Origin of the sequence: Streptomyces sp. NPDC017943, assembly GCF_044328425.1 — a bacterium.
Classification (GTDB): domain Bacteria; phylum Actinomycetota; class Actinomycetes; order Streptomycetales; family Streptomycetaceae; genus Streptomyces; species Streptomyces djakartensis_A.
In genome coordinates this window covers 741,940-754,273 of the sequence record NZ_JBIRHH010000004.1, presented here as the reverse complement: position 1 = coordinate 754,273, position 12,334 = coordinate 741,940, and the positions used below count along the sequence as shown (strand labels likewise).

The 12,334-nt window shown below is 75.0% G+C and carries 7 protein-coding genes; 3 read left to right on the top strand and 4 right to left on the bottom strand.

What is annotated here, in order from left to right:
• Positions 1–398: 398 nt before the first annotated feature.
• Positions 399–947, bottom strand: a complete 549-nt coding sequence (locus ACH4C6_RS17035) for a MarR family winged helix-turn-helix transcriptional regulator (protein ID WP_398109334.1) — start codon at positions 945–947, stop codon at positions 399–401.
• Positions 948–1,070: 123 nt separating this feature from the next.
• On the opposite strand from ACH4C6_RS17035, the gene ACH4C6_RS17030 reads away from it, so the two are divergent.
• On the top strand, positions 1,071–2,333 hold the full coding sequence (locus tag ACH4C6_RS17030) for an MFS transporter (protein WP_398109372.1): 1,263 nt from the start codon (positions 1,071–1,073) through the stop codon (positions 2,331–2,333).
• Positions 2,334–2,343: 10 nt separating this feature from the next.
• On the opposite strand, the gene ACH4C6_RS17025 is transcribed toward ACH4C6_RS17030, so the two are convergent.
• Positions 2,344–4,014 carry a SpoIIE family protein phosphatase gene (locus ACH4C6_RS17025; protein WP_398109333.1) on the bottom strand — a complete coding sequence of 557 codons (1,671 nt, stop codon included), beginning with the start codon at positions 4,012–4,014 and terminating at the stop codon, positions 2,344–2,346.
• A 165-nt stretch (positions 4,015–4,179) separates the two neighbouring features.
• Complete coding sequence (locus tag ACH4C6_RS17020; protein ID WP_398109332.1) at positions 4,180–5,559, bottom strand: NAD(P)/FAD-dependent oxidoreductase; 1,380 nt, start codon at positions 5,557–5,559, stop codon at positions 4,180–4,182.
• A gap of 376 nt (positions 5,560–5,935) precedes the next feature.
• Between ACH4C6_RS17020 and ACH4C6_RS17015 the strand changes: the two genes are divergently transcribed.
• Positions 5,936–6,706: a TetR/AcrR family transcriptional regulator gene (locus ACH4C6_RS17015; protein WP_398109331.1), complete on the top strand. Its 771-nt coding sequence runs from the start codon at positions 5,936–5,938 to the stop codon at positions 6,704–6,706.
• A 378-nt stretch (positions 6,707–7,084) separates the two neighbouring features.
• The gene (locus tag ACH4C6_RS17010) at positions 7,085–9,052 is read left to right on the top strand and encodes a sigma-70 family RNA polymerase sigma factor (RefSeq protein WP_398109330.1); all 1,968 of its coding nucleotides are present in this window, start codon (positions 7,085–7,087) and stop codon (positions 9,050–9,052) included.
• Here the strand turns inward: ACH4C6_RS17010 and ACH4C6_RS17005 are convergent.
• A complete protein-coding gene (locus ACH4C6_RS17005) occupies positions 9,039–12,323 on the bottom strand; it encodes an ATP-binding protein (RefSeq protein WP_398109329.1) in 3,285 nt (1,094 codons plus the stop codon). The genes ACH4C6_RS17010 and ACH4C6_RS17005 overlap by 14 nt on opposite strands.
• Positions 12,324–12,334: the final 11 nt, after the last annotated feature.

Here is a 12,334-nt window from a genome sequence, read left to right as displayed (position 1 = left end):
TTTCCGATCCGATTTCCTCGGTGCTTTCCAGGTTTCCGCTCTCGCGGTTTCCTTTCCGGCGGTTCCGACTCTATCAGATCCTTTCGGGCCTGATTCCCAGTCAGAGGGGCTTGTCCTAGCGGCCGTTGGGCCGTTCCGACGTGTCCAACCTTAGCGCGGTCTCTCGGCGATCCAAAATCGAAGCCGAAGCGGATTCGATCAGGGCGTCGAGTCCCATTCGAATTGAATTCGGGCGTGCCGAATACAACCCCGCTGGGATCGATCGTGCTGTGGTGGGTGCCGCTGCTGCGGCGGAAGTGCTGCCGAAGAACCGTTACGGCTCCGTGGCAACCCGAAGAACCTTACGGACCGGACTGGGGGGTGTCAAGCCCCTCCTGTCAAGATCTTTTCGCGGTGCGTCAGTCCAGGTCGGTGAGGCGTCCGCCGGCGTCCGGCTGGGCGTGCTCCACCCGGCGCAGCAGGCGCGTGAGCACCTCGCCCAGCGCCGTGCGCTCCTTCGGGGACAGGTCCTGGAGCAGGTCCTCTTCGAAGACCGACGCCAGGCGCATCGCCTCCAGCCACTTCTCTCGCCCCTCCGGTGTCAGCTCCACGATGACGCGGACGCGGTTCGTCTCGTCCCGTTCACGGGTCACCAGTGCTTCGGCGACCATGCGGTCGATCCGGTGGGTCATCGCGGCCGGCGTCAGGCCGAGGCGCTTGGCGAGGTCGCTGGGGCCCAGGCGGTAGGGGGCGCCGGAGAGGACGAGGGCCTTGAGGACCTCCCACTCGGCGTTGCTGATCCCGAGGGCCGCGGTCTGGCGGCCGTAGGCGACGTTCATGCGGCGGTTCAGGCGGGACAGGGCGGAGACGATCTGCTCCACCTGGGGGTCGAGGTCCTGGAACTCGCGCTGGTACGCGGCGATCTGCTCTTCGAGGGTCGGCTCGCTGGGGCCGGGGGTGTCGCCCATGGGCCGCAGTATGGCACGGCCCTCCTTTGCCTTGAAGTCCTTGAGTATGTACTCTTTAGTATCGAACTTTAGCTTCGAAGTCTTCACTCCTAACTTGTGAGAGAGGTGAACGTGACCAGGGCGATGGGCGCTGCGATGCGCCGGATCCACGTGGGCAACGCACTCAGCGCTTTCGGGCTCGGCTTCACGGTCCCGTACCTGTATGTCTACGTGGCGCAGGTGCGAGGGCTGGGGGCCATGACGGCGGGTCTGGTGCTCGCCGTCTTCGCTGTGGCCGCACTGATCGTGCTGCCGTTCGCCGGACGAGCCATCGTCCGGCGAGGTCCGCTGCCGGTGCTGCTCACCGCCCTCGTCACCGCCGCCCTGGGGGCGCTGAGCCTGGGGATCTCCGGCAGCGCGGCGGCCGTGCTGGTCTCGGCGTCCTTGCTGGGAGCGGGCCAGGCCGTGATGCAGCCGGCGCTGGCGACCATGATCGTGGACTGCTCCAGCGCCGACACCCGCTCGCGTGCCTTCGCCATGCAGTTCTTCCTGCAGAACCTCGGGCTCGGCGTCGGCGGCCTCATCGGCGGCCACCTGGTCGACACCAGCAGCCCCGCGTCCTTCACGCTGCTCTTCGCGATCGAGGCGGCGATGTTCCTGCTGCTGGTCGTGGTGATGGCGACCGTGCGGATGCCGCACGCGCCGCGGATGGACGCGCCCGTCGGTGGGGACCGGGGCAGTTGGAAGCAGTTGCTGGGCAACCGCGCCATGGTGCAGCTGTGCGTGCTCGGCTTCGTGCTGTTCTTCGCCTGCTACGGGCAGTTCGAGTCGGGCCTGAGCGCGTACGGGGTCGAGGCCGCCGGTATCTCGACGTCCGCGCTGGGAACCGCGCTGGCCGCCAACACGCTGGTGATCGTCGTCGCGCAGTTCGCCGTCCTGCGGTTCGTGGAGCGGCGCCGCCGGTCGCGGGTGATCGCCGCCGTGGGCCTGATCTGGGCCGTGGCGTGGGTCGTCGCGGGGTACGCGGGACTCGGTCACGGGAGCCAGGAGATGGCGACCGCCGCGTTCGTGTCGACGTACGCCCTGTTCGGGCTCGGGGAGGCGATGCTGTCGCCGACCGTGGCCCCCCTGGTGGCCGACCTGGCGCCGGAAGGCATGGCCGGTCAGTACAACTCGGCGTTCGCCCTGGTCAAGCAGCTCGCGCTGGCCGTCGGGCCGGCGGTGGGCGGACCGCTCGGGGCATCCCTGCACGGTCCGTACATCGTGGCGTTCCTGCTGTTCTCGCTGGGGATCACCGTGCTGGCCGTGCGGTTGGGGCGGCAGCTGACGGACGCGCAGGACCAGCCGTGGGTCGCCAGGAGCCGGGTCGTGGCGCGGGGCGGGGCGCCCGTCTCGGCGGACGTCTGATCCGTCCCCGTCAGGTCGGTGTGGGGCGGGGCAGGACGAACTCGCACCACACCGCCTTGCCGCCGCCCGGTGTGCGGCGGCAGCCCCAGTTCGAGGCGATCGTGGCGACGATGGCGATGCCCCGGCCCGATTCGTCGCCCGGTTCCGCGCGGCGGCGTCTGGGGAGGTGGTCGTCGCCGTCGGTGACCTCGATGATCAGGCGGCGGTCGGTGCGGCGCAGGCGCAGCCGCATGGGCGGGGTGCCGTGCTGCAGGGAGTTGGCGACCAGTTCGCTGGTCGCCAGCACGCCCAGGTCGTGCAGGTCCGCGGGGAAGCGCCAGCTGGTCAGGACGCCGGAGGCGAAGGCACGCGCGCGGGGGGCCGCCTCCACACCGCCCAGCAGTTCCAGGGCGGCGTTGCGGAACAGCTCGCTGTCCGGGCCCGTGCGGGCGGGGTGCTGGAGGACCAGGACGGCCACGTCGTCGTCGTGGTCGGGGGTGACGCCGGCCGAGCGGATCAGGCGGTCGCAGACGACCTGCGGGGTGCCGGTGGCGCCGGACAGGGCGCGCTCCAGGGCGGCGATGCCCTCGTCGAGGTCGGCGTCGCGGCGCTCCACCAGGCCGTCGGTGTAGAGGACGGCCGTGGAGCCCGGGCCGAGCGGGACGGAGCCCGAGGTGTGCATCCAGCCGCCGGTGCCGAGCGGGGGGCCGGTGGGTTCGTCGGCGCGCAGGACCGTGCCGTTCTCGTCGCGGACGAGGATCGGGAGGTGGCCCGCCGAGGAGTAGACGAGCCTGCCCTCGTTCGGGTCGTGGATGGCGTACGCGCACGTGGCGATCTGGTGGGCGTCGATCTCCGCCGCCAGGCCGTCCAGGAGCTGGAGGACCTCGTGCGGGGGCAGGTCGAGGCGGGCGTAGGCGCGGACGGCCGTGCGGAGCTGGCCCATGACCGCCGCCGCGCGGACACCGCGGCCCATGACGTCGCCGATGACCAGGGCCGTGCGGCCGCCGCCGAGGGTGATCACGTCGTACCAGTCGCCGCCCACCGCCGCCTCGGTGCCGCCGGGGTGGTAGGTGGCGGCGATGCGCAGGTCGTCGGGCTCTTCCAGCTCCTGGGGCAGCAGGGAGCGCTGGAGGGTGACGGCCGTCTCGCGCTGGCGGCGTTCGCTGGCGCGCAGCCGTTCGGCCGCTTCGGCGTGGTCGGTGACGTCCGTGGCGAAGACGAGGACGCCGCGGCCTTCGCTGCCGCCCTTGCCGTCGTCGCGCTGGGCGACGGGAGTGCAGGTGAAGGTGTAGCAGCGGCCGTCGGGCGCCTTGCGGGACTTGACCGTCCGGGGCCTGCCGCTGCGCTGGACCTGGTCCAGCAGGGGGAACAGGCCGAGTCCGTCGAGCTCCGGGAGGGCCTCGCGGGCGCGCTCGCCCAGGGGGCGCACGCCGAAGGCGGTGGTGTAGGCGTCATTGACGTAGGCGATCCGGTGGTCGGGGCCGTGGACCAGGGCGACGAGGGAGGGGACGCGGTCGAGGACCTCGCGCACCCGCAGTTCGTCGACGGCGGGGACGGGCGGGGCCTCACCGGTCAGCTGCTCGGCGCGGGCGGCGGGCACGGAGCCGTCCCCCCGCCGGTCCGGGGAGGCCGTCTGCTCGGTCCGCGCTGCGGCGCGGCGCTGCGTTCCGGGGAGCCGGGCGCTCCAGCGCGTGAAGTTCACGAATCCTTGCCTCGTGTAGTGGTCGGCGGCCGGAACCGGCCGGGGCCCGGGGGCCCGCACCGGGACGTGGGGGGCACGCCCGCGGTGGTGGACCAGTCTGGCAGGGCGCGGACCGGACCGACATCCGTCAGACGCCGGGCCGGCCGCGGGAGTTCCTGGGTCGGGTCAGGACGACCCCTTCGGGTTGCGCGGGGGGTCCTGGGAAGGCTTTCCACCGGCCGCGAGTTCGAACTCGGCCCGCGGGTGTTCGAGTGAGCCCAGGGAGACGATCTCCCGTTTGAACAGCCCGGCCAGGGTCCATTCGGCCAGCACGCGCGCCTTGCGGTTGAAGGTGGGCACGCGGCTGAGGTGGTAGGCGCGGTGCATGAACCAGGCCGGGTAGCCCTTGACCTTGCGTCCGTAGACGTGCGCGACGCCCTTGTGCAGGCCGAGGGAGGCGACGGACCCGGCGTAGGAGTGCTCGTAGGTCGTCAGGGGTTCGCCGCGCAGGGTGTGCACGATGTTGTCGGCGAGGACGGCGGCCTGGCGGACGGCGTGCTGGGCGTTGGGCGCGCACTCGCGGCCGGGCTCCTTCGCGGTGACGTCCGGGACGGCGGCGGCGTCTCCCGCGGCCCACGCGTGCGTGGTGCCCTCGACCGACAGCTGCGGGGTGCACCGGAGGCGGCCGCGCTCGTTGCGGGGCAGGTCGGTCGCGGCGAGCACGGGGTGCGGTTTCACGCCGGCCGTCCACACGACCGTGCGGGTGGGGAAGCGGGCGCCGTCGCTGAGGACGGCGACCCGGTCGGCGCAGGACTCCAGGCGGGTCTCGAGGCGGACGTCGATGTTGCGCCGGCGCAGCTCGGTGACGGTGTAGCGGCCCATCTCCTCGCCGACCTCGGGGAGGATGCGGTCGGAGGCCTCGACGAGGATCCACTTCATGTCCTCGGGCCGGACGTTGTGGTAGTGGCGGGCGGCGTAGCGGGCCATGTCCTCCAGCTCGCCGAGCGCCTCCACGCCCGCGTAGCCGCCGCCGACGAAGACGAAGGTGAGGGCCGCGTCGCGGACGGCGGGGTCGCGGGTGGAGGAGGCGATGTCCATCTGCTCGATGACGTGGTTGCGCAGCCCGATGGCCTCCTCGACGGTCTTGAAGCCGATGCCGTGGTCGGCGAGGCCGGGGACGGGCAGGGTGCGCGAGACGGAGCCGGGGGCCAGCACCAGGTGGTCGTAGGCGAGCCGCTGTCCGTCCGTGCCCTCCTCCTCGGTGGCGAGGGTGGTGACGGTGGCGGTGCGCTTGCCGTGGTCGACGGCGGTGGCCTCGCCGATGATGATGCGGCACCGGCCGAGGACGCGGCGCAGCGGCACGACGACGTGGCGGGGCGAGATGGCCCCGGCGGCGGCCTCGGGGAGGAACGGCTGGTACGTCATGTACGGGTCGGGGGTGACGACGGTGATCTCCACCTCGTCGCGGTCCAGTTCCCGGCCCAGTCTGCGCTGCAGGCGCAGGGCCGTGTACATCCCGACGTAGCCGCCACCGACAACGAGAATGCGCGCACGTTCCTTCACCATCCCATGACGCACCCGCCGCTTGCGTTTGTCCACAGCCTCGACGAATTGTGTGACCGGGGCGGGAGCCGGCGCGTAGTTGGCCGAAAGGGCGGGGCGGTGGGATCCGCCGCAGGTCAGGGCGGGTGGTGCAGGGGGCGCGCGGGGGCACATTCCGGACGTATGCGGCCCGTGCTCCGATCGGTGGGCGCTCTGTGCGGAACCTGCCCCTTCTGAATTGACTGCCTCTCAACTATGTTCGTGTGTCGACGGGGTGTAGGGGGATGTGCTCACCGGGTCCGCGACGGGCGGGCCCGCGGACCCGGGCCTGTTCCCCCGTCCCGCGATGGCTTGACGGGGAGTGTCTCCGGGGGGAGACGTCATTACCGGGGGAATGCATATGCATGTTCAGGATTCTCGATGGTCGACCGTGTCCGCTCTCGCGGGCGGCGCGACGATGAGCGCGACGCCGGGCGGCGCCCGCCCGGACGGGGCGCGGACCACACCGCTGCGCGTGGACGCGCAGCGCAATCTGGAGCACGTGCTGCGTGCGGCGCGCGAGGTCTTCGGCGAGCTGGGCTACGGCGCGCCGATGGAGGACGTGGCGCGGCGCGCGCGGGTCGGCGTGGGCACGGTCTACCGGCGGTTCCCGAGCAAGGACGTCCTGGTGCGCCGGATAGCCGAGGAGGAGATCTCCCGGCTGACCGACCAGGCGCGTGCGGCGCTCGGGCAGGAGGACGAGCCGTGGTCGGCGCTGTCGCGCTTCCTGCGGACGTCGGTGGCCTCCGGCGCCGGGCGGCTGCTGCCGCCGCAGGTGCTGCGGGTGCCCGTGGAGGACGGCGCGGGCGGTGCGCGGGTGCCGCAGCAGCGGACGCAGCCCGGACCGGCTGAGCTGCGGCTCGTCCCGGACGAGCCGGCGTCCGTGGCGGCGGTGCCGGCTGCCGCGGCGGAGGAGGACGACGCCGGTGCGGCGGCGCTGCTCGACGTCGTGGGCCGGCTCGTGGAGCGGGCCCGGGCGGCGGGCGAGCTGCGGGCGGACGTGTCCGTGGCGGACGTCCTGCTGGTGATCGCCACGGCGGCGCCCTCGCTGCCGGACGCGGCCCAGCAGGCGGCGGCCTCGGCCCGGCTGCTCGACATCCTGCTGGAGGGACTGCGCTCGCGACCGGCGTGAACCGGCGCGGTGCGTACGGGCCCCGGGCACATCGGGGCCCGTGAGGGCCGTGGCGCGAAGAGGCCGCGAAGAGGCCCGGGGCGTGCGCTCCGGGCCTCACGCGCGAGGCGGGGGAGAGGTGTGCGGGCCGGTTTCCGTCCGGCGAGGGACCGTGGTCGGTGCGTGTGCCGCCGGCCCCGGTCGCCGGTGGTCCGGAGGGCTGCGCGGAGGGAGCCCGAAGGCGCGATCCTTCCCCGGGCGCGTGCCGTTCAGTACTGGCGTGCGGTGGATCCCCACGGACGGGTGATGCTCCTGGCTCAAGCGTTCCCGGTGGGGACCGCTGTGGCACGCTGACCCGGTGGTCTGGACGGGTTGGGCGGCTGGCGGGGGCGTTCCGCGATGAGCGGTGACGAGCGGGACGAGTCGGACGGGGGCGGCGGCGACGTCACGGCCGGTGGCGAGGTATCGCCCCAGGTGCCGAGCCAGGGCGGGCGCGCGGCCGTGCCGCCCCCCGCTCCCCACGACGGTGCGGTCCCGGCTCAGCGCGAGGGACGCGAAGGCCGCGAGGACGGCGTCCTGCCGCCGCCGCGCGAACTGCCGCCCTCCGACGCCGATCTGATCGACCGGATGCGCGCGGGCGACGACACGGCGTACGAGGAGCTCTACCGGCGCCATGCGCAGGCCGTGCGCCGGTACGCCCGTACCTGCTGCCGCGACGCCCACACCGCCGACGACCTCACCGCCGAGGTCTTCGCCCGGATGCTGCAGGCGGTACGCGGCGGGGCCGGGCCGGCGCACGCGGTGCGTGCCTATCTGCTGACCTCCGTCCGGCGGGTGGCCGCCTCCTGGACGCGGTCCGCCCGCCGCGAGCAACTCGTCGACGACTTCGCCGTGTTCGCCGCCGGGTCCGCCCGGGGCTCCGACGTGTCCGACGGCGACACGCTCGAACTCGGCGCGGACGTACGGGCGATGCACGAGGCCGAGCAGTCGATGGCCATGCGGGCCTTCCGGTCGCTGCCCGAGCGGTGGCAGGCCGTGCTGTGGCACACGGAGGTGGAGGACGAGTCCCCCAGCGAGGTCGCCACGCTGTTCGGGCTCGACGCCAACGGCACCCGGGTCCTGGCCAGCCGGGCCCGCGAGGGACTCAGGCAGGCCTACCTCCAGGCCCACGTCAGTGCCACGCTCACCGCCGACGAGGAGTGTGCCCGCTGGGCCGACCAGCTGGGCACCTACGCGCGCGGCCGGCTGCGCACCCGGGCCGAGCGAGGGCTGCGCGGGCACCTGGAGGAGTGCGCCAAGTGCCGGCTGGCGGCGAGCCAGATCGCGGAGGTGGCCGGGGGCATCCCGGCCGTCGTGCCGGTCGCCGTCATCGGCTGGTTCGGTGCCGCCGGGTACGCGAAGGCGGCCGGGATCATCGCCGGGGGCACGGGCGCGGGCGCGGCCGGGGCCGCCGCGGCGGCGGGCGGCTCGTCCGGCGGGGCCGGGGGTGCCGGCGGCGGTGCGGTGTCCGAGGGGCTCGGCGCGCCGCTGAAGGCCGGTGCGGCGGCCGGTGTGGTCGCCGTGGGCGTCGCCGTCGCGGTGGCGCTCGCGCTGGCCGGCAGCGAGACACCGAAGGAGGAGGCCGGGCCGGCCCGGCCGGCCGCTCCGCCCTCGTCGGCCGTCCGGCCCGGTGATCCCACGCCCCCCGCCTCGAAGCCGGGCCCCGGGCCGAAGCCGCCCGCGCTGCTGCCCGTCGGCGCCGGTACACCCGCGCCCACCCCGGCCCCCCGGACCAGCCCGAGCCCGTCCCCCTCGGCCTCCCGCACGCCGGCGCCCACCCCGCCCCCCGGCGTCCCGAAACCCACACCTCCGCGCACCCCCGCCCCCGAACCCACCCCGGCTCCCCCGTCGCCGCCCGCACCACCACCCGCCCCGCCCCCGCCGCCCCCGGCACCGACCGTCTACCGGTGGAGCGACCTGGCGTACGACGTCGCCGGGGACGGGACGGGACCCGAGATGCGGAGCGGCGCGAGCAGCTGGGTCTGGAAGCGGTCCGGGCCGTCCGTCGACGGCCGGCGGTACGCGCACGGCGTCACCGTGCACGGCCGGTCCTCCGTCACCGTCGACCTCAACCGGTCCTGCACCTCCTACGACGCGCAGGCGGGGGTCGACGACCTGGCGCTGGGGCTCGGCCGCGTCCACTTCTCCGTCTACGCCGACGGTGTGCGGCTGTGGCGGTCCGGGCTGGTCGAGGGCGGCGACCCGGCCGTGCCGGTCCACGTGGACCTCACCGGCCGGAGCACGGTGCGCCTCGTGGTGGAACCGCGCGGCGTGCTCGACGACGTGACGCTCGCGGACTGGGCGGAGTCGACGTTCACCTGCCGCTAGCGGCGTGCGCACCGCGCGCCTCGTCCAGCTCCCGCAGGACGTCCCGCGGGCCGAGGGCGGCGCCCGAGGCGCGCTCGGCGGTGTACCCGCCGGCGCCCAGGGCGGCGCTCGCGATGGCCGCCGCGCGCTCCGACGGGCCGCGTTCGGGCAGGGGGCGGGCCCGGCAGGCCCGCCACCGGTCGGCGGCGCCGAGCAGCCGGGCGGCCCGGGCGCAGTCGCCGAGGTCGGCCAGTACGGCCGCCGCGGCGTCGGCCACCGCGGCCCGGACCGCGCCGGAGCACCGCTTGCCCACGGCCTCCCGCAGCACCCCGGCCACCTTCGCCAGGGCGGCCTCCGGGCCGGACTCGGCCGCCGTGATCACGGCGTCGACCAGATGCAGCGTCACCGTGAACTGGGGCGGCGGCGTGCCCCGCGCGGCATCGGCCCGCGCCTCCTCGCACAGGGCGCGCGCCAGCGGCATCTCCCCGTCGTCGGCGGCGATCTGGGCGCGCAGCAGGGAGACGAACGCCTTGGAGTCGGTCACCGCGTACCGGTCGGCGGCCGCGCTCGCCTCGTCCAGTGCGGTCAGCGCGCCCGTCCGGTCGCCCGCGCGGTAGGCGATCTCGGCGAGCCGGGCGAGCAGGAGCGGGGACTCGGCGTACGCGCCGACCTCGTAGGCCAGGCGCAGGGCCTCCTCGTACTCCCCGCGGGCCTCGTCGTACGCACCGCGCGCCATGGCGGCCTCGCCCGCCGCGCCGCACGCCTGGGCGCGCAGCCAGCGGTCGCCGCAGCGGCGGCCGAGCGCCCGCAGCTCGGTGAGGTCGTCGTCGACGCACAGCAGGTCACCGGGGGCGTCGACGACCGTGTGCGTGCGGAACAGCAGGGCCACGGCCGTCTCCCAGTCGCCGCCGTGGGCCCGGCAGTTGGCGACGGCGGCGTCCATGACGGACCGGACGTCGTCCTGGTCGTCGGAGAAGGCGACGACGATGGGCCAGATCAGGCCGGGTATGCGGGCCGCACGCGGGCCGCCGCTCTCGTAGTGGGCGCGCATGCGGGCCAGGTGGCGGCGCCGGCTCTCCGAGGAGGGGTCCACGGGCGCCGCGTCGCTCAGGAAGAACAGATGCAGCATCCGCAGGTCCATCCGCAGGTCATGCAGCGGATGCCCCACCGCCTCGTCGTCCGGTACGGCGAGGAGACGGGGCGCGCCGTCCCCCGGCGGCCGGGGGCTGCCGGTGCCGGGGCTCCGGCCGGGGCACAGGGTGCGTTCCAGCCACTCCATGGCCTCGTGGCGGTAGTTGCGCAGCCACCAGAACCAGCCCATGGTCAGCACGAGGGCCCCGGCCTCCTCCTCCGCCCCGGCCGTCAGCGCCCGGTCCAGGGCCGCGCGGATGTTGTCCAGCTCGGTCTCCAGGCGGGCGATCCAGGGCAGTTGGCCGGCGGAGCGCAGCAGCGGGCCGGCCCGCTCGACCAGCGCGCCCGCCCACGCCCGGTGCCGCGTCTCGGCGCCGGCGCGCAGGCCCGGGGTCTCGGCCGCGCGCTCCACGGCGTACTCGTGGATGGTCTCCAGCAACCGGTAGCGCATGCCGCCGGGACCGTCCTGCGGGCCCGGGGCGGCCACCACCAGGGACTTGTCGACGAGCGCCCCGAGCAGTCCGGCGGCGGGGCCGGTGCACACGGCCTCCGCCGCCTCGAGGTCCCAGCCGCCCGCGAACACCGACACCTCGCACAGCACGCGCCGCTCGGCCTCGTCGAGCAGGTCCCACGACCAGTCGACGACGGCTCGCAGGGTCTGCTGGCGGGGCAGGACCGTGCGGCTGCCGGAGGTCAGCAGGCGGAAGCGGTCGTCGAGCCGGTCCGCGATCTGCCGGGGGGTGAGCAGCCGCAGCCGGGCGGCGGCCAGTTCGATGGCGAGCGGCAGTCCGTCCAGCCGCCGGCAGATCTCCGCCACCGCGCGCTCGTCGCGGAGCAGGGCACCGGCGTCGGGCCGCACGGCCGCGGCGCGCTCGGCGAACAGCCGCCGGGCGTGGTCCTGCCGCAACGGCTCGACGGGGCGCACCGACTCCCCGGGTACGCCCAGCGGTTCCCGGCTGGTGGCGAGGATCGTCAGCCGCGGGCAGCGGGTGAGGAGGGTCTCGGCGAGGTGGGCGGCGGCCTCGATGACGTGCTCGCAGTTGTCCAGGATCAGCAGCAGGTCGCGCGCGGCGCAGTACTCCACGAGCAGCGCGACGGGGTCCTCCTGCACGGCCGTGGCGCGCTCGCCGGTCATGAGGACGGTCTCGCGCAGGCCGAGCGCACTGACCACCGCGTCCGGCACCGCCTCGGGCCGGTCGAGCCGGGCCAGCTCGGCCAGCCATGCCGGGGGGAGTCCGGCGGCGGCCTGCTCGGCGAGACGGGTCTTGCCGGAGCCGCCCGGTCCGGTGAGGGTGACGAGCCGGGCCCCGCGCAGGTCGGAGCGGATGGCGTCGATCTCGGGCTCCCGGCCGACGAAGGAGGTCAGCCGGGGGCGCAGGTTGCCGGTGCGCGCGCGTGCCGGTCCCGGCCCGGGCGCGGGGGTCCCGGGGTGCTCGCTCCTCGCGCCGGTGCCGAGCAGGTCGGCGTGCAGGGCGCGCAGTTCGGGCCCCGGGTCGGTGCCGAGCCCTTCGGCGAGGGTCCGGCGGACGGACTCGTACGCCTCCAGCGCGTCGGCGTCCCGGCCGGTGGCGCGCAGGGCCCGGACGAGGAGGGCGTGCAGCGGTTCGTCGTAGGGGTGGACGGCGGTCAGCTCCCGCAGTTCCGGTACGGCCTCCCGGGCGCGTCCCCGCCGCAGACGGGCCTCGGCCCGGGCGCGGATCGCCTCCAGCCTGGTCGCCTCCGCCCGGGTGGCGGCGGACCGGTCGGGCAGATCGGCCAGGGCGGGGCCGCGCCACAGGGCCAGGGCCCGGTCGAGGAGGTGTTCGGCCCGGCCGGGGTCGTCGCCGGTCAGGGCGTCGGTGCCGTGCCGGACCAGCCGGTCGAAGACGAACAGGTCGACGTCGTCCGGGTGCGCCGCGAGCCGGTAGCCGCCGGTCGCGGAGACGACGGCGTCCTTGCCGAGCACCCTGCGCAGCCGGCCGACCAGGGCCTGGAGGGCGGCGGGGGCGTCCTGGGGCGGGTCGCCGGCCCAGACCTCGTCGATGAGCGTGCCCGGGGTGGCGACGCGGGAGGGGCGCAGGGCAAGGGCGGTCAGCAGCGCGCGCAGCCGGGGCCCGCCGACGGCCACGACGGCGCCGGCCTCGTCCTCCACCGTGGTGACACCCAGGATTCTGTACCGCACGGGGCCATTGT